The organism is Salinimicrobium maris, from assembly GCF_049680855.1.
Classification (GTDB): domain Bacteria; phylum Bacteroidota; class Bacteroidia; order Flavobacteriales; family Flavobacteriaceae; genus Salinimicrobium.
This window is the reverse complement of the sequence record NZ_JBMPGS010000002.1, coordinates 758,063-775,396: the sequence shown is the minus strand read 5'-3', so window position 1 is coordinate 775,396 and position 17,334 is coordinate 758,063. Positions and strand designations below refer to the sequence as shown.

The following is a 17,334-nucleotide window of genomic DNA, read 5'->3' as shown; positions in this document are numbered from 1 at the left end:
GGGCGTTCATTCCCGTATCGTCAAATTCGACTACTCCAAAATCCACGATATACAAATTTCCCTGGGAGTCCCACTCTAACTGAATAGGGCGCTCCAAACCACCCCCCCTGATCAGCCGAGGCTGGAAGTCCGGATTTGTTGTAAATGAAATCTGTAGCTTTTCCTGAAGTCAAATTTACCTGCTGTACCTTAAATCCCGGCCAATTATACTTTACACCTTCGGGAGCTTCAGATTCCGGCGGCACACCAGGCGGGCGGTGGGGATGATATTTCTCTCCTTTAAAAACCGGTACAATAGCTCCAAATTCAGCGACCAAAATTTCATTTTCGGGCACATCCATTGTTCCACGACCGAATACCATACCCTGAGTTGCTGCATGAGACGACAATTTTGCAAGAGGTTGTATAGGTCTATTTTTACCTTTTAAAAGTTTGCGGTGAGTTTCAGGAGTAAGGACAAAATTCCGTTCTTCTTTTTTGACCCCAAAACGTTCTTCTGTAATCGGAAGCCCACTATAGAAATCAGGCCAACCATACCATTCCCCTTCTATCACTTCGTAAATAGGTTCCCAGTCAAACATTAATCCGCGGGGCGGCATTGGATTTGCACTGTTCATTGTAGTTATAAGTCTTCCGTCGGGACTAAAGCGATAGCCAAAGCTACTTCGGAATCCCCAGGCAATCCTATTAATATTGGAGCCGTCTAAATCACTTACATAAAAGGCTCCGTTTGCAATCTTTTCCCCAGGAATTACCTGCCCTGCAGTAGTGGTCTCCCCTAAAGCGGCATAGGCCCCTGTTTTGACAGAGTCTGCTTCTGTCATAGTAATTTTTGAAGTTGGAACCCAAAAATTTTGTCCGGTAAGGGTAACATCTTCCCCGGGAATTTCCCGGGCTTCGGGCTTATTAAATTCATCAATTACCATGGCCCAATGTTCTTCAATAATACCACTGTTCCCCTGAGTGGAAAGGAACCAATACATTTTGTCGTCCTTAAAAATCGGTTTAGCGTTTAAGAATTCCCCCCAGGAAGGAAGGCCGTTGATGATGGTTTCAAACTCTTTCGTTTCCAGATTGTAAACAGAATACCGGCTGCGGTGGGAGATATAGAGGTTGCCTTTGTAATAAGTTACTCCTGTCACAGGAGGAATTAGCCCTTCTTCCATATCCTCGGAAGAGGCTGATTCCTTTATTTCAGTCATAGGAACCACCCTATCGTAAAGTACCTCTACCTTTCCACCGGGAGATACTTTCAGAATACGTGCCTCCGGTGCTCGAGATGGTTTAGTGCCATAGGTATGGCCGCCGGCTTCAGCTATATAATAATTTCCTTCCTCGTCAAACGTGACATCTACAGGGTAAGAGAGGCCGGTATTGACAGCTTCTATAGTGAAGCCATCAGGGACAACAATGTCTGCTACGTTTATTACTCGCTGCGAAGGTTGGTTTACAACCTCTTCAGGAGTAGCGTTGTCTTCGTCTCCCCGGGTTTTTTCAGCATCTTTACACGAGATAACCGTAAAAAAAATAAAGAAATAGTAGGAGTATAAGAAGTATAAATTTTTCATTTCAAAGGAAATTTCTGGTTGATATTTGATTCCACTGAAGCTCATGCTTCTTAATGTGTCGGTTTTGTTTATGAATCTTTTTATTTAATCACTTTTACTCTTTATAACTTGAGGCCATTTGCCGAGACCTAAAAAAGACATTCAACCAGACTTCTATTTTCCCTTTTTGACCCGGCTAAATGGAACTCTTAAGTTAACACACAATCTAATTTAGTACTGTTTTTATCTTACTTTTATATCAAATTGGCTGCTATGAACCTAGCAATTAGATCAACTTCCAAATTAAAATTAACATAATATACAGTTAGGAAGGCTTTCATTTTATGTATAATTCATTAGATTTTATGGTTTTATGAATGTTTTAGGAAAAAAGAATATTATTTGTTAATTTTTTTTATAGTTATAAATAGAATGTAAAAACATTCAAGAGGTGGGATACACAGAATCGGAGTTTCGGGAATAGTTGTCGGAAGGAAGACAACATTGCGATACATAAAAAAGTGGTGAAAGCTAAATTTTTGAATCCTAAGGCTGGGACTGAGTATCCTAAATTGAATTGTAGCTGTGTACCGGGATCAAACAAGGATTTCAAATTGTCGAAGTAATCCAGTTCAAAAAAAGTTTCTGTAGCAGAAACAATGGTAGAGGAGAAAGGCTACTTTTTTTAGCAGCCTTTCAATAGTCTGAGTTTACAAGCATTAAGCTGTGAAATTTCGGAGATTTTTAGCACATTCCCTGCAGACTTCTGCGCAGTCTTTACAGTGCTTGGAATCAAATTTTTCGCACTCTTCCGCACATTTTTCGCACATTTCAATACAGTAATCCACCAATTTTTGAATATCTTTGTATTCTGTAACAAGAATGTCATTTAATGCCCTGCATACTGCTGCACAAGCTTTGTCTAGTCTTATGCACTCAACCATATCCTTTAGGTTTTCTTCATTTAAACAAGCGTCAGCGCACCAGTTGCAGTGATTCACACAGTTCGACATCCCTTTAACTAATTCTTCATTTCTCATCGTTATATTTTTTTAAGTTTATTCCGAAATTACGGTTTTATGGTGTAAAATATCTGCGATTTTTAAGGTAAAACATTAGTTATCATGTTTTTATGACTTTTTTAGCGCAATTTAACTTTCTGTTTAATACACGACCTGTTAAATAATTTAGTATGAATGTTTAGGTGAAAGGTCCTTCGGTTTGTGATAGTAACTTTAAAGAATTTTGTGATTTAAGATTTAGTGAACAATCGACTTTAATTGGGGCTTTTCTCACATCTTCAGTGTTCATAGAAGTCTGAGTCGCCCAATTTCTAAACTACTTATTTATACAAAAGGTGGCAAACCAGGTGTTTCTCTGATTCATTGTGAAGTCCGAAACATATGATTTTTCAAAATTAGTTAAATCTTCAATGTAAAATTTGCCTAGAAAAGAGATCAAAAAAGAACAATTGAAATGTAAATATTGAAAATTTTGAATTTCTGTACTTATTCTGTACTAGAGCAAAATAAAAAAGGCTCTCGATTTCTCGAAAGCCTTAATTTTACTGGTAGCGAGAACGAGATTTGAACTCGTGACCTCCGGGTTATGAATCCGACGCTCTAACCAACTGAGCTACCTCGCCATATGCCTTAAAAACACTTGCCTCACGGACTATAATGGTTTCTTTTAGCGGGTGCAAATATAAAAACATTTTCTCTTGTGGCAAACATTCTTTTCTAAAATATTTAATTTGATTCCTTTTAGAGTTTATAATTAATATTTATATTGCCTCAAAACAAAACAATCCCAAAGAATGGAAGAAAAAGTAAAGTATGAACTGGAATTTCCTATCCAGGCTTCCCCATCATTATTATACAATTATATAGCAACACCCTCGGGTTTAAGTGAGTGGTATGCAGACAATGTAAATTCAAGGGGCGAGATGTTCACCTTTATTTGGGAAGGAAGTGAAGAGAACGCAAAACTGATTAGTAAGAAAAGTGGGGAAAGAGTTAAGTTTCGTTGGGTTTCTGATGATGATACACCTTATTATTTCGAGATTAGGATCCAGGTGGATGATATCACTAAAGATGTTTCCATCATGATAACAGATTTTGCTGAAGAAGATGAGATTAACGAAGGGAAAATGCTTTGGGAAAATATGATTTCAGATTTAAAACAGGTCCTGGGATCGGCTTAAAAATTCTTTTATAAATACTACCTTTGCCCGTTGAAAAACGGGTTTTTTTATGATAAATTTAAACGGGGAAGTGCTGGCTTCCAAAGATGCGAAACTATCGGTTTTTAACAGAGGTTTTGCTTATGGAGATGCGGTTTTTGAAACTATTCGGGTGGTAAATTCCAAAATAATGTTTTGGGAAGATCACTACTTTCGGTTAATGGCTTCCATGAGGATCATGAGAATGGAGATTCCTCAGAATTTTTCTCCAGAGTTTCTTGAAGAAGAGATAGTGAATCTTCTAAAGAAGAATGATCTCGAAAATTTGCCTGCCCGTATTCGTTTTTCAGTATTTAGAAAAGAAGGAGGATTCTATTCCCCGGTGACTTATGAAATTGGGTATGTGATTACTGCTGAAGAGCTTTCTTCTCCTTTTTACCTTCTCCAGGATGAATTTTATGAAATAGAACTTTTTAAAGATCATTACCTGAACAGCGGACTCTTATCTACTCTTAAAACCAACAACAAGGCTGTTAATGTACTAGGAAGCATCTATGCGAAAGAAAACGGTTATGCGAACTGTTTGATCCTTAACGAAAATAAAAGCGTGGTGGAGGCTCTAAATGGGAATATATTTCTCGTTAAAGACAACATCATTAAAACACCTCCTCTTACAGATGGCTGCTTAAAAGGAATATTAAGGGGCAAGATGATTGAAATAATTAAATCGCTTCCCGATTTTTCCCTGGCTGAAGAATCTATTTCGCCTTTTGAACTTCAGAAAGCTGATGAAATTTTTATAACAAATGTAATAATTGGAATTCAGCCGGTTCACAAGTATCGGAAAAAAGAATTCAAGACTGCAGTAAGTCAGGAATTACTTTCCAAACTAAACGTGAAGGCAAGGTTAAGCTAATTTCTAATTGTAGCTGGGATTTTCGGGGGCGTTGGACCAGATAACGTAATTTCCTCCAAGTTGAAGCATTTTATCTTTCCAGAAGGTGCGTGGTTGCCGGTTGATGATTTCCCTGTTGTCGTTGTTTTCGATAACGATCCAGGAATGTGCATTTAGTTCCTCGTTTAGCTGTTCGTAATCCCAGCCTGAGTAGCCAAGAAAGAATTTAATTTCTTCATCTGTGATCAATTCCTGATCTATAAGTTGTTTTACGGCTTCAAAATTACCACCCCAATAGATTCCGCAGGCAATTTCTATGCTATCAGGAATAAGATCGGGTACTTTGTGAATAAAATAAAGATTATCCTGTTCCACAGGTCCACCATTATAAACTTTAAAATTTCCTTTAATATCGGGTACCAGATCCTGAAGGGTAAAATCCAGTACTTTATTAAGTATGAAACCTATTGAACCGCTTTCAGTGTGGTCTGCCAACAAAACAACAGATCTATTGAAGCTAATGTCCCCAATAATAGAAGGTTCTGCAACTAGAAGATGACCTTTGGATGGTTTTAGTGTTAGCATATTCGGATTCTTTCAGTTAAATCTAAAAAAATAATAATCAGATTCAAATCTCATGTAACATAATTTAACAAAAAAACTCTCCCGAAAGGGAGAGTTTAATATTTTGTTAGCGTTTGCTCTTCTTAATTTACAGCTTTCTGTAAATCAGCTCCGGCTTTAAACTTTACTACGTTTTTAGCAGCAATTTTAATAGTTTTTCCGGTTTGTGGGTTTCTTCCTTCTCTGGCGGCTCTCTTAGAAACCGACCATGATCCGAAACCTACCAGTGATACGCGGTCTCCTTTTTTAAGAGATCCTTCTACGTTTTCTAAAAATGACTCTAAAGCTTTTTTTGCTGCTGCTTTGGAAATCCCGGCGTTTTCTGCCATTGCATCGATTAGATCTGTTTTGTTCATAATTTGAAATTTAGATAGTTGTTGGTTAAACTTTTTATTAATTTGCTCTACAAATTTATATGGAAATCTAAGCCACGCAAGTAATATCAAGGGAAATGAAGTTCATTGTTAATAACTTCGGTAAATTGTTGATAACCTAAGCTTGTTTTTGTCAGAATTTAACGAAATCAGTAATGATAAGGGTTTAGAGAACTTTTGCGTTTGGAAAAAAATCATAGCCGTTTAAAAGCTCCTTTACCTTCATTTTTCGTTTTCCGGGAAGTTGAATCTCCTTTAAAATTAATAACCCCTTTGTTACGGCAACTTTCACTTCTTTTTCTTGTTTTAAAACCTGTCCAATCTCGTACTCGTGCTCCTGTAGTTCTTTTTCTGCCGCGTAAATCTTCATCATGAGTTCGTTGTTTCCATTAATAAGATTCGTCCAGGCGGCGGGGTAGGGACTCAGTCCCCGAATGTGGTTGTAAATATTTTCTAGGGAATCACTCCAATTTATTTTAGTATTTTCTCTGCTAAGTTTATTGGCGCTCTTCAACGTGCCGGTTTCTGTCTGCGGAATGGTCTTCACTTCCCCCTCTTCAATCACTCTTAAGGTTTTTACAACAAGGCGTGCACCGGTTTGCATTAGTTTATCGTGAAGCAATCCGGCATTTTCTTCTTTTGAGATGTTTACTTCTTCCTGAAGGATCATTTCGCCGGTATCAATTTTTTCATCAATAAAGAAGGTTGAAACCCCCGTTTTTGACTCTCCATTTATAAGAGCCCAGTTAATTGGTGCAGCGCCCCTGTACTGCGGAAGCAGGGAAGCGTGTAAATTAAAGGTGCCATACTCCGGAAGTTTCCAAACCACCGTGGGCAGCATCCTAAAAGCTACCACCACCTGTAGGTTTGGATCAAGCGCCTTCAGCTCCTGAAGAAAGTCTTCTGATTTGAGGTTGGTTGGTTGTAATACCTTCAGGCCATTCTCTAGAGCGTATTTCTTTACTGCAGATTCCTGTAGCTTTCTTCCGCGACCCGCGGGTCTGTCAGGAGCGGTGATGACGCCCACCACGTTATATTTTGCTTCAACAATGGCTTTTAAAGTTTCCACGGCAAAATCTGGTGTACCCAGGAAAACTATTCTAAGATCTCTCATAAATGTTTTAATTTATAACATTTTGCAGGTGTTAATGCCAGCGCATCTCTTTCAAGAAGCATTTGCAAAACCTTTACAACATGTTGTTCTTCAAAAGGAAGTTTTGCCACTAGCTCGCGAGAAGAAAAGGAGCCTCCTTCTAACAATTCAATAATGGCATAATATATTTCTTTTATTTTTTTATTGTCAAGAGGTTCAATACTGGCTTTACATACCGAACAAATTCCGCAGGGCGATGTCTTGGTTTCCTCAAAGTAATAAAGCAACTGTTCACTTCTGCATTTTTCCTTGTTCCGCACATAATCAAGTACGGCTTTAATTTTTTCCTGCTTTGTCTTCTCCTGGAGTTTAATATAAGGTGACAGCGGATTAATAGTGGTTTCATCTTCACGTGGCACCAAAAAAGTTACCGAAGCATCGTGCTGCTCATGTTCAAAATCGGCTACTTTTTCCTTGTGGAGGTGGTTGAGGATTTTAATAGCTTCCGAAGGAATGGTCCCGGCTTTGGAACATATGATTTGAAGATTGATGTCAATCTTATTTTCGAAAAGTCCGCCGTAAGTTCTAAGGATGGCTTTTACCACTGCTTCAAAATGTGGATGCCGGTCGATAAAATATGAAAGCTGCTGGTGCGTGATCAAAAACTGAAGTCTTGTTTTTTTCTGAAATTGTTCACTTAATTGAAGCACGCTTGCCCGGTCCAAAAGCTGTAAGGTGTTGTAAGCTTTAAGAGGATTAAGTTCATAGGTGTGGCAAAAATGGGAAAAATTAAAGTCATTTTTGGAGCCTTCCCCTTCGCCATATGCAATTCTAAAATAGGTCATAAGTTTCCTGTAAACCATCTTTACAAAAGCCACATTGGGAAGGGTGCTTAAAAACTGATTTTTGAGCAGTGGGACGTCACTTTCATTAGTCAGGATGACCGCTTTTGCCGGTTTTTCATCTCTACCGGCCCTTCCTGCCTCTTGGAAGTAGCTTTCAAGGCTTTCGGGCAGGTTCATATGAACGACAGTGCGCACATTGGCTTTGTCTATTCCCATTCCGAAAGCACTGGTGGCAACCATGATCCTTTTTTCTCCTTTAAGCCATTGTGAAAGGCGCTTGGATTTATCTTTTTTTGGAAGTCCGCCGTTAAAAGCAGCGGCAGTGTGGCCTTTTTTTTGGAGATATCCCGAAATTTCTACCGTAGCTTTTCGGCTGCGTACATAAATGATCACCGCTTCATCGTGTTCTGCGAGAAGCTTTTCCAGATAATAATTTTTATCCTGTGCACTTTGAACTGTATATGAAATATTCTTTCGTGCAAAAGACTTCTGAAAAAGGGCAGCGTTTTTAAGCTGCAATTGATCTATAATATCCTTCACCACCGGTTTGGTAGCGGTAGCGGTAAGGGCTATGATATTCACAAGCGGTTTAATTTCCCGAAGTTTTAGAATATTTCTGTAAGCCGGTCTAAAATCATGTCCCCATTGCGAAATACAATGTGCTTCATCTATGGCGATGAGGTTCACATCCATTTGTTTCATACGCTCCTGCACAAGATCCTGTTGCAGCCTTTCAGGAGAAAGGTAGAGAAACTTATAATTTCCGTAGATGCAGTTGTCCAGCAGGGTGTCAAGTTCGGCATAGGGAATTCCGCCGGTTATTGCCAGTGCCTTAATTCCTTTTTCCTTAAGCGCATTTACCTGGTCTTCCATCAACGCGATCAACGGAGAAACTACAATACAAATGCCTTTTTTGAGTAATGCAGGTACCTGGAAGCATATAGACTTCCCTCCACCGGTGGGCAGCAGGGCAACCACGTCACGTCTTTCTGCGGCCGCCTGGATGATGTCTTCCTGAAGCGGTCTAAAAGAGGAGTGGCCCCAATATTTTTCAAGTATTTTTTGCGGCTCCTGCATCTATTTCAGGACAACTGATTTAATATAAAAGTAAAGCGTTCTTCAACCGTTCCTTTAGGTACTTCCACGGGCTTATATCCACTCCTTTTGTAGCTTTCCTCCAAATGATCGTGTATGACAACGGCCTGTTCGTATGATTCGTAACGTTCATTATCGCTCACATAGATCTCTTCCCATGGCGGGAGAAGAAAAACCATATCATAAGGATATTCCTTGCACGCCTCCCCAAACATTGGCGGATATTCATTTCCGAAGTAATCCATATAAGCTACCACATCGGGCACGCCGCGGTCAATAAAAACGATCTTATGGTTTAGAGCATCTGCTTCTTCGTGTTGCTTGATCCTTCCCTCCAGCAGCATATTGCTGAACAACAATGGCTCTGTCAAAAATAACTGATCAATTCCTCTTTTTTGAGCATCTAGTGTAATTTGTCTTGAAATTTCATGAAGGCAGGGATATCCATGCTCTTCGAGCGCTTTAATGAGAGAGGTTTTTCCGGTACCGGGGCCGCCGGTAATAACAATTTTCCTGGTTTTCACCCCGCAAATTTCGTCATTTGTATTTGATTTAAAAAATAGTTCTTAAGTTGGTATCTTTGCAGGATAAATGAAGCAAGAATATTATGAGTGAAAAAAAAGATCCGGAAGAATTTTACGCTAAATTAAAAAGCCAGTTATACGATACTTCGTTGTGGCCTTCAGAATATCTTTATAAATTTATTGTGCCTTCCAGTAACGAGAAAATCAAGGATATTGAACAGATTTTTGATAACATGGGAGCGGTGATCACCACCAAAAAATCCAGAAAAGGTAACTACACCAGTGTTTCTGTAAATGTAAAGATGAAGAATCCAGATGCGGTGATAGATAAATACAAAGAAGTGGCTGAAAAAGTGGAAGGGGTTATTTCCCTTTAAAAAGTAACTTTTGTAGTAGTAGAATCTGAAAATAATAACCGCAGTCATCGTTTCCTGAAGAATTATTAGTATTTTGCGGGCGATAAACTTCTACAGTATATTATCACCTTATAATTTTCAATTTTGACAAACGAATTAGAATATAACTCTGAAAGGAGTAAATTGATCATTCCTGAATATGGTAGGCATATTCAAAAAATGGTAGAACACGCCGTTGAACTGGAAGACGATGAAGAGAGAAACCGAGTAGCCAAAGCTATCATTGCGGTTATGGGAAATCTTAATCCTCATTTGAGAGATGTACCCGATTTTCAACACAAACTATGGGACCAGTTATTTATCATCAGCGATTTTAAGCTGGACGTGGAGAGCCCTTTTCCAAAACCAGTAAAAGAATTGCTGGAGGAAAGGCCGGACAGGATGGACTATCCGCAGAATTTTCCAAAGTACAGGTTCTACGGGAATAACATCAAGCGAATGATTGATGTTGCAAATAGTTGGGAAGATGGAGACGAAAAGGAGGGGCTTATTTTCACCATTGCAAATCACATGAAAAAATCTTACCTAAGCTGGAATAAGGATACTGTAGATGATAAAGTTATTTTTGACCATCTACGTGAATTAAGCGGCGGTAGGATTGATGTTAAAGCAACCGAGGAAGATCTTAGTGAGGCTTCGGATTTGCTGCGTGGAAATAATAAGAAATATACTAAAAAGCCGGCTAAGAAATCACATCGCCCCAGAGGTCGCAAACGCTATTAAAATTTAATATCTTACATGGGAACTTTTCAAATTGAAGGAGGTCACGCCCTACGCGGTGAAATAAATCCGCAGGGTGCAAAAAACGAAGCATTACAAATTGTTTGCGCTGTTTTACTCACTCCAGAAAAAGTCACTATTCATAATATTCCAGATATTCTGGATGTTAATAAGCTTATTAATATCCTGGAAAGTCTGGGGGTGAAAATTGAAAAAATTGCAAAAGGAAGCTATACCTTTCAAAGCGATGAACTCGATCTTGACTATCTGGAAAGTGAGAAGTTTAAGCAGGAAGGTAGTGGGTTGAGAGGATCTATTATGCTGGTTGGCCCGTTACTCGCAAGGTTTGGCAAAGGATATATTCCAAGGCCGGGAGGTGACAAAATTGGCCGAAGAAGGCTGGATACGCATTTTGAAGGTTTTATAAAACTGGGAGCCGAATTTCGCTATAACCGCGAAGAAAGATTTTACGGAGTAGAGGCTCCAAAAGGTGGTTTACAGGGAACTTACATGTTGCTGGAAGAAGCATCTGTAACCGGTACGGCTAATATAGTAATGGCAGCTGTCCTGACCCGGGGTAAAACTACCATATACAACGCCGCTTGCGAACCTTATTTACAGCAGCTGTGCACCATGTTAAACAGTATGGGTGCGTCTATAAAGGGGGTGGGGTCAAACCTGCTTGAAATAGAAGGAGTAGACGCTCTTAGTGGTTGTACCCATCGCGTCCTTCCAGATATGGTGGAAATTGGTTCATGGATTGGTCTCGCGGCCATGACTAAAAGTGAGATCACCATTAAAAATGTATCCTGGAATCATTTGGGCCTTATTCCTGCAACTTTCAGGAAACTTGGAATCACCATTGAAAGAAAAGGGGATGATATTTACATCCCGGCACATAAAGATGGTTATGAAGTGCAGAATTTCATTGATGGGTCTATAATGAACATTAGTGATGCACCATGGCCCGGCTTTACACCAGATCTTTTGAGTATCATGCTGGTAGTTGCCACCCAAGCGCGAGGTAGTGTTTTAATTCATCAGAAGATGTTTGAAAGCCGTTTATTTTTCGTGGATAAACTTATAGATATGGGTGCTAAGATTATTCTTTGCGATCCTCACCGGGCCACTGTAATAGGACATGATTTTAAATCAAATTTAAGAGCGACCACCATGACATCGCCCGATATTAGAGCCGGAATTTCCTTGTTAATCGCTGCGCTTTCGGCTAAAGGGACGTCTGTAATTCACAATATTGAACAAATTGACCGTGGATATGAAGACATCGATGGAAGATTGAAAGCATTGGGAGCAAAAATAACAAGAGTGGCATAAAATGCCATTTTTGGATAGATATAAAAAAGGCTGCTAAATTTTAGCAGCCTTTCTTGTTTAGGTTAAATGGTGATATGAATTAATGGCTTTTCATTTCCTCTTTTCTTCTTTTTAATTGCTTATCAATATCGCTCACAGTTTGAGCAGCAGCTGCTTCAAAGCTTTCATCGTTAGAAGAGGCATGAATTAATGGCCCCGGAAGACTTAATCTTATAGCACAAACTTTTCCTTTACCTGTATTATCGTTTTCTTCTTTGAATTGAACGTCTGCACTTATAACAAAGTCGTATTTATTTTCGAGTTTGTCTAATTTTCGCTGAACAAGCTGTTCTGCAGAGGCTTGAGTATCGGTATTTACAAATTGAATTTGTGTCTTCATAGTATGCTGTTTTTAATTTTATTGACTTCTCAAAATATACCAAAAAGAGCCGAATTGGCCTTGGTTTTAGTATAAATATAACGTTCTAAAAAGGGTGTTTGCAGGTCTTTTTTTCGGAGGTGAATTATTGACCCGCGTGATGGGAAGTGACCAATTCAAAATCCAGGTCACCTTCTTGATTTAAGCTGTAGGAGTACAAAGCCATACCTTGAACATGGCCATCATCATACTCTGCATAGATCCACTCGTTGGAAAGTAGCATGACTCTTCTGAATTTCATCGTGCCTCCAAGCACGGGGTCTAAAGGGATTACCTCAGGACGATTTCTTAATTCCGAAACAATAAATTCTTCAGGATTTTCAATTTCTTCAAATTCTTTTCCGAAGTAGATGATGAAAAGTTGCTGCTCTTTATCATTTTCAAGATTATTTCGCAGAGAATCAATAATAGCGGTTTGTTGTTCCAGTTTTTTTGTCAAAGAATCATTTTGGGAACGCACCCTTTTCCAGACTCTGGCTGTCTTCTCCGCAGGAAGATAGAAAAAGTAGCAGGAAACCCAAAAACAGGTTTCCTGCTTTTACTGCCAGCTTTTTACTCATCGTAAATGTTGCTGTATGGATTCCCGTTGGTTACAAAAAATTCACCATTGACATAGCGAAAATGCCGGTCAAGCTTGGTAATTTTCTGCATATCCTCTTCATCCAGATCAAGTTCATCACTTTTTAAATTATCGATGAGGTGGTTTTCACTGGTGGATTTTGGGATAACGGCTGTGCCACGTTTAAGATTCCATTTTATAAGCACCTGCGCAGGGGAAACATCATGTTTCTCGGCTATTTCCCTAATTGTTTTATTTTCAAGCAAAGAAGGTTCATCTTCGGCTTTCATTTGCTGTGAACGATCGCCGCTTCCCAAAGGAGAAAAGGCGGTAAGTCTTATATCGTTGCTTTGGCAAAAATCAAGTAATTGAGGTTGTTGTAGAAAAGGGTGGAGCTCTACCTGGTTAACTTCAGGGGTATCTGTAGTCTCTGCCATGAGATTGTTTAGTTTTTTCTCACTGAAATTGGATACTCCTATATGCTTTACCAGTCCCTGTTCTTTTGCTTTAATCATTTCTTTCCAGGTCTCAATAATTGGTACTTCCTCCAGGGAAAGATAATCATCGTCAGATTCGGGAAAGCCAACACCTTTTTTTAAAGCTACCGGCCAATGTATCAAGTAAAGATCCAGGTAATCCAGTTGTAGGTCTCTTAAGGTTTTTTTCAAAGCAGGAATAACATCTTCCTTTTTGTGAGAATCATTCCACAGCTTTGAAGTCACCCAAACATCTTCTCGTTTAATTTGTCCTTTGGAAAAAACTTTATTAAATGCTTCTCCAATTTCATCCTCATTTCCATAAGTGGCTGCGCAATCTATATGTTTGTAGCCATTGTTGAGAGCGATTTCTATTGCATTTCCTACTTTTCCTTTTTCAGATTTCCAGGTTCCGAGGCCAATTGCCGGCATCTCGTCTCCATTTCTAAATTTTATTGTCATCATTTATCATTTTAGTTCGAGGAGTGAATTTACTGAGGAATAGCCGGAGCCGAAAACAAAACGGATGCTTTAGCACAACTTTAATACCTGTTTGTTTCTTTGCGCCGGGGATGATACTTTTCCATCACCTGCCTTAAATGGGTGCGGTCTACATGCATATAAATCTCTGTTGTCGTGATGCTTTCATGTCCTAGCATTTGCTGAATTGCCCGTAAATCTGCCCCATTCTCCAGGAGATGGGTTGCAAAAGAATGCCTGAAAGTATGCGGACTTACTTTTTTGGTAATTCCGGCTTTGGAAGCAAGGGTTTTAATAATGGTAAAGATCATGGCGCGGGTGAGCTGCCGGCCACGCCTGTTGAGAAATAAAGTGTCTTCAAATTCCTTCTTTACGGGAATAACGGGTCTAACATGAGTGGAATAAAGCTCTATATATTTTTGTGTAGCCGGTGCTATTGGTACAAACCTTTCTTTGTCGCCTTTACCGGTTACCTTAATGAATCCTTCCTGAAAAAAAAGATCTGATAATCGAAGGGAGGTAAGTTCTGAAACTCGAAGACCGCAACCATAAAGAGTTTCAAGAATAGCCCGGTTTCGTTCTCCTTCGGGTGTGGATAAATCAATTGCGGTAATAAGCCTGTCGATCTCTTCTGTGGAAAGAGTATCCGGGAGTTTTCTTCCTATTTTTGGAGACTCAATCAAATCAAGCGGGTTAGTATTCCGGTAATCTTCAAAAACAAGAAAATTAAAGAAGCTTCGTAGGCCGGAAATTAATCTTGACTGAGATCGTTCATTGATGTCTTTTGCTGTTTCATATATAAATTGCTGGATTTCTTCTGCAGAAATATTTAGAGGGGATACTTTCATTTTTTGAGATTTCAGGAATAGCATTAACTTTTTCACATCCATGCTGTAGCTGGTAATGGAATTGTCTGAAAGTCCGCGTTCCAGCCTTAAATAATGCCCATAATCTTTAAGCGCGTTCTGCCAGTTCATGGAGTAAAGATAGAATTTATACTAGATTACATTAGTAATACTTTAGTAAGAACTTAGTTTTTCTTAACAACTCGACCTCTACATTTGTACCTGAACTTTAAAACATAAAAAGATGAAAAAGTCGATTTTATTTTTAGCAATGATAGTATTTAGTACAAGCATTGTATCAGCACAGGAGTTTGTAAGATTTGGAGCGAAAGGTGGAGTGAACTTCACTAATATGACTTCCGATGGATTTGAAGAGAATAACAGCCGTACTGGTTTTCACCTGGGTCTACTGGCAGAAGTGCCTTTGAGCGAACGTTTTGCCATTCAGCCTGAAGTTTTATACTCCACACAGGGAACAGAAGCGGAAAGTAATTTCATGGGTGACAATTATACGGGTGAGTATAACCTAGATTACATCCAGGTGCCGGTCCTGACAAAATTGTATGTATTTGAAGGACTCTCTATTGAAGCTGGGCCATCTTTCAACTTTTTGGTGGAAGAAGAGATCTCCGTTGATTCTGACTTAGGGGAAAGTTCTACTGACACAGATTTTGGTAGTACGTTTGAATTTGGGGGCGCTGTTGGTGTGTCCTTCAACTTTACAGATCAATTCTTTGCCAGCGCCAGGTATACAAGAGGATTTACCGATGCTTTTGATAGCGACAACTGGGATGAAGATGCTGTGAACAACAATGGATTTCAATTAGGTGTAGGAATTATGTTCTAACATAAAACCAATTTTGAAATGAAAGGGTGAATATGTACTTCACCCTTTTTTTTGTCTTACTTCATGGGGTTGTTTCCTGTAATGTGCCATGTATCAAATATTTACGTATCTTTAAGTATATTAACCAATCAAAATCGTATAAAATGAAAAATTTATTTCTTGTTCTTACGCTCGTTTTTCTTGGATTTGGTTCAACTTATGCCCAGGGGGATTTAAAATTGGGATTTAATGTGGGGTTACCTACAGGAGACATATCCGATTATTCCAATCTGCAGGTGGGGGTAGATGCTGCATATCTTTTTAACATTGTAGATGTTGCTGAAGTAGGGCCAATGGTAGGTTATTCTCATTTCTTTGGAGAAGAGGATCTTGAAGATCTCAAATTCGTTCCAATTGCTGCTTCAGGAAGGATCAATTTAGCGCTCCTGGTAGTAGGCCTTGATCTTGGATATGCTATGGCTCTTGAAGATGGTATGGATGGCGGAGTTTATTATCGTCCAAAAGTGGGCTTTGGTTTTGGTCCTTTAGATCTTTTTGCTTCTTACTCTGGAATTAGTGTAGATGGAGGATCAATATCCTCAGTAAACCTGGGTGTGGAGTTTGGCTTATGAAAATAGTTTAGCTTTTAAAATAATAGCAGGATTCGTCCTGCTTTTTTTATGACTGCTCGCTCCTGTTCTAGCCAATGTGAAGCAATTTGTTGATAAACGAAGGAAATTGAAAGACATTTCTAATTTCCGTTGTTCAGATTTTGTAATGAAGCGAGTGATCCATTCATTCTTTTGTCACGCTTATTAAATCGTAAACTTGATGAAATGGAAAAAGCTTAGTTGCTTTGGGGATAACTATTCTGCAGACTTTCTCAATTTGTTATATTTGTTCTACTTTTACTTTATGAAATTGATCATCATCAACGGACCCAATTTAAACCTTCTTGGGAGCAGGGAGCCGGATATTTACGGAAAAGGTAATTTTGAAGAGTTTTTTGAGAATCTTCAGGCAATATATTCAGATGTGGAATTATCTTACTTTCAATCTAATGTTGAAGGCGAAATTATCAATAAACTGCAGGAATCTGATAATGACTTTGATGGTATTATTCTAAATGCGGCTGCCTATACGCACACTTCTGTAGGAATAGGAGATGCCGTAAAAGCAATTGTAACGCCGGTAGTAGAGGTGCATATATCGAATATTCACGCCCGTGAGGATTTTAGACATAAATCTTTTATTGCGCCAAATGCAAAAGGAATCATTGTAGGTTTTGGCCTCCAGGGATATTCCCTTGCAATACAAAGTTTTCTAAAATGACTCAATCTTTCCTGAACTGGAGTAGTGGAAAGGATGCTGCTTTTGCTCTTTTCCAGGTGCAACAGGAAAAGAAATTGTCTGTTGAAAAGTTGGTTACCACAGTAAATTCAGACCTGGATAGAATATCCATGCATGGTCTTCGGAAGGAGTTGCTGTATCAACAGGCAAAAAGTATCGGAATATCGTTACATATTATTCCGCTTTCGGGGAACGTTTCCATGAGCCGCTATAATGAGGTGATGAAAAGAGAAACTGAAAAGCTTGTACAGGAGGGATTCAAAAATAGCATTTTTGGAGACATTTTTCTTGAGGACCTTCGGGAGTACAGGAAAAACCAGTTAAAGAACACTGGGCTTAAACCGGTTTTTCCACTTTGGAAGCTGGACACGACGAAATTAATGCAGGATTTCCTAACAGCCGGTTTTAAGGCGATTACCGTATGCGTAAATGCGAAGGTTCTTGATAAATCTTTTTGCGGAAGGGTTGTAGATGAAGCTTTTTTAAGTAATTTACCAGCCGGCGTAGATCCATGTGGTGAAAACGGGGAATTTCATACCTTCGTTTTCGATGGTCCCATTTTTAAAGAACCTGTAAAGTTCCAAAAAGGGGATTTGGTGGAAAGATCTTATAAGCCTGTGTCAAAAGACAGCGATAATAATTGCTTTTCCAATAAGCAGGAGGCCTGGGACAACAAGTTCTGGTATTGTGATTTGTTAGCTGTAAAATAGTTCCGAAATTTGGAATAGAG

20 protein-coding genes and 1 tRNA gene are annotated in these 17,334 nt (G+C 39.0%); 9 read left to right on the top strand and 12 right to left on the bottom strand.

Annotation, left to right across the window (positions count from 1 at the left end):
* Positions 1-20: 20 nt before the first annotated feature.
* From ACOV1Q_RS09065 to ACOV1Q_RS09055, 3 genes are all read right to left on the bottom strand, one after another.
* Positions 21-1,568 carry a PQQ-dependent sugar dehydrogenase family protein gene (locus tag ACOV1Q_RS09065; protein ID WP_424494075.1) on the bottom strand — a complete coding sequence of 516 codons (1,548 nt, stop codon included), beginning with the start codon at positions 1,566-1,568 and terminating at the stop codon, positions 21-23.
* A gap of 698 nt (positions 1,569-2,266) precedes the next feature.
* On the bottom strand, positions 2,267-2,587 hold the full coding sequence (locus ACOV1Q_RS09060; protein WP_168137762.1) for a four-helix bundle copper-binding protein: 321 nt from the start codon (positions 2,585-2,587) through the stop codon (positions 2,267-2,269).
* A 528-nt stretch (positions 2,588-3,115) separates the two neighbouring features.
* Positions 3,116-3,192: transfer RNA gene (locus ACOV1Q_RS09055), tRNA-Met, on the bottom strand.
* A 171-nt stretch (positions 3,193-3,363) separates the two neighbouring features.
* On the opposite strand from ACOV1Q_RS09055, the gene ACOV1Q_RS09050 reads away from it, so the two are divergent.
* Both ACOV1Q_RS09050 and ACOV1Q_RS09045 read left to right on the top strand, forming a co-directional pair.
* A complete protein-coding gene (locus ACOV1Q_RS09050; protein WP_424494074.1) occupies positions 3,364-3,750 on the top strand; it encodes an START-like domain-containing protein in 387 nt (128 codons plus the stop codon).
* A gap of 49 nt (positions 3,751-3,799) precedes the next feature.
* Positions 3,800-4,645, top strand: a complete 846-nt coding sequence (locus ACOV1Q_RS09045) for an aminotransferase class IV (protein ID WP_424494073.1) — start codon at positions 3,800-3,802, stop codon at positions 4,643-4,645.
* Positions 4,646-4,648: 3 nt separating this feature from the next.
* Here the strand turns inward: ACOV1Q_RS09045 and ACOV1Q_RS09040 are convergent, their stop codons facing one another.
* The 5 genes from ACOV1Q_RS09040 to ACOV1Q_RS09020 all read right to left on the bottom strand — a co-directional run bounded on the left by ACOV1Q_RS09040 (position 4,649) and on the right by ACOV1Q_RS09020 (position 9,179).
* The gene (locus ACOV1Q_RS09040; RefSeq protein WP_424494072.1) at positions 4,649-5,209 is read right to left on the bottom strand and encodes a YqgE/AlgH family protein; all 561 of its coding nucleotides are present in this window, start codon (positions 5,207-5,209) and stop codon (positions 4,649-4,651) included.
* A gap of 122 nt (positions 5,210-5,331) precedes the next feature.
* On the bottom strand, positions 5,332-5,646 hold the full coding sequence (locus ACOV1Q_RS09035) for an HU family DNA-binding protein (protein WP_424494318.1): 315 nt from the start codon (positions 5,644-5,646) through the stop codon (positions 5,332-5,334).
* A gap of 142 nt (positions 5,647-5,788) precedes the next feature.
* A complete protein-coding gene (fmt, locus tag ACOV1Q_RS09030; protein WP_424494071.1) occupies positions 5,789-6,736 on the bottom strand; it encodes a methionyl-tRNA formyltransferase in 948 nt (315 codons plus the stop codon).
* Positions 6,733-8,637, bottom strand: coding sequence for a RecQ family ATP-dependent DNA helicase (locus ACOV1Q_RS09025; RefSeq protein WP_424494070.1), 1,905 nt, complete (start codon positions 8,635-8,637; stop codon positions 6,733-6,735). Before ACOV1Q_RS09025 ends, fmt begins: the two co-directional genes overlap by 4 nt.
* 5 nt (positions 8,638-8,642) lie before the next feature.
* Entirely contained in the window at positions 8,643-9,179 is a 537-nt protein-coding gene (locus tag ACOV1Q_RS09020; RefSeq protein WP_424494069.1) for an AAA family ATPase, read from the bottom strand.
* A gap of 83 nt (positions 9,180-9,262) precedes the next feature.
* Here ACOV1Q_RS09020 and ACOV1Q_RS09015 point away from each other — a divergent pair, with 83 nt between their 5' ends.
* The 3 genes from ACOV1Q_RS09015 to murA all read left to right on the top strand — a co-directional run bounded on the left by ACOV1Q_RS09015 (position 9,263) and on the right by murA (position 11,650).
* On the top strand, positions 9,263-9,556 hold the full coding sequence (locus tag ACOV1Q_RS09015; RefSeq protein ID WP_424494068.1) for a DUF493 family protein: 294 nt from the start codon (positions 9,263-9,265) through the stop codon (positions 9,554-9,556).
* A gap of 123 nt (positions 9,557-9,679) precedes the next feature.
* Positions 9,680-10,318, top strand: a complete 639-nt coding sequence (locus ACOV1Q_RS09010) for a DUF4290 domain-containing protein (protein ID WP_424494067.1) — start codon at positions 9,680-9,682, stop codon at positions 10,316-10,318.
* 15 nt (positions 10,319-10,333) lie between these two features.
* Positions 10,334-11,650, top strand: coding sequence for a UDP-N-acetylglucosamine 1-carboxyvinyltransferase (gene murA / locus ACOV1Q_RS09005; protein ID WP_424494066.1), 1,317 nt, complete (start codon positions 10,334-10,336; stop codon positions 11,648-11,650).
* A gap of 79 nt (positions 11,651-11,729) precedes the next feature.
* Here the strand turns inward: murA and ACOV1Q_RS09000 are convergent, their stop codons facing one another.
* From ACOV1Q_RS09000 to xerD, 4 genes are all read right to left on the bottom strand, one after another.
* Positions 11,730-12,029, bottom strand: a complete 300-nt coding sequence (locus tag ACOV1Q_RS09000) for an HPF/RaiA family ribosome-associated protein (protein WP_424494065.1) — start codon at positions 12,027-12,029, stop codon at positions 11,730-11,732.
* Between the two features lie 124 nt (positions 12,030-12,153).
* The gene (locus ACOV1Q_RS08995) at positions 12,154-12,507 is read right to left on the bottom strand and encodes a hypothetical protein (RefSeq protein WP_424494064.1); all 354 of its coding nucleotides are present in this window, start codon (positions 12,505-12,507) and stop codon (positions 12,154-12,156) included.
* A 113-nt stretch (positions 12,508-12,620) separates the two neighbouring features.
* Positions 12,621-13,568 (bottom strand): aldo/keto reductase, encoded by a 948-nt coding sequence (locus ACOV1Q_RS08990; protein ID WP_424494063.1) that lies wholly within the window; start codon positions 13,566-13,568, stop codon positions 12,621-12,623.
* Positions 13,569-13,645: 77 nt separating this feature from the next.
* Entirely contained in the window at positions 13,646-14,560 is a 915-nt protein-coding gene (xerD, locus tag ACOV1Q_RS08985; protein ID WP_424494062.1) for a site-specific tyrosine recombinase XerD, read from the bottom strand.
* A 112-nt stretch (positions 14,561-14,672) separates the two neighbouring features.
* Between xerD and ACOV1Q_RS08980 the strand changes: the two genes are divergently transcribed.
* From ACOV1Q_RS08980 to ACOV1Q_RS08965, 4 genes are all read left to right on the top strand, one after another.
* Positions 14,673-15,275, top strand: a complete 603-nt coding sequence (locus tag ACOV1Q_RS08980) for a porin family protein (protein ID WP_424494061.1) — start codon at positions 14,673-14,675, stop codon at positions 15,273-15,275.
* A 143-nt stretch (positions 15,276-15,418) separates the two neighbouring features.
* Positions 15,419-15,886 (top strand): hypothetical protein, encoded by a 468-nt coding sequence (locus ACOV1Q_RS08975; RefSeq protein WP_424494060.1) that lies wholly within the window; start codon positions 15,419-15,421, stop codon positions 15,884-15,886.
* 283 nt (positions 15,887-16,169) lie between these two features.
* Positions 16,170-16,586 carry a type II 3-dehydroquinate dehydratase gene (gene aroQ / locus ACOV1Q_RS08970; RefSeq protein ID WP_424494317.1) on the top strand — a complete coding sequence of 139 codons (417 nt, stop codon included), beginning with the start codon at positions 16,170-16,172 and terminating at the stop codon, positions 16,584-16,586.
* Positions 16,583-17,314, top strand: coding sequence for a Dph6-related ATP pyrophosphatase (locus ACOV1Q_RS08965; RefSeq protein ID WP_424494059.1), 732 nt, complete (start codon positions 16,583-16,585; stop codon positions 17,312-17,314). Before aroQ ends, ACOV1Q_RS08965 begins: the two co-directional genes overlap by 4 nt.
* The last annotated feature ends 20 nt before the right edge of the window (positions 17,315-17,334 follow it).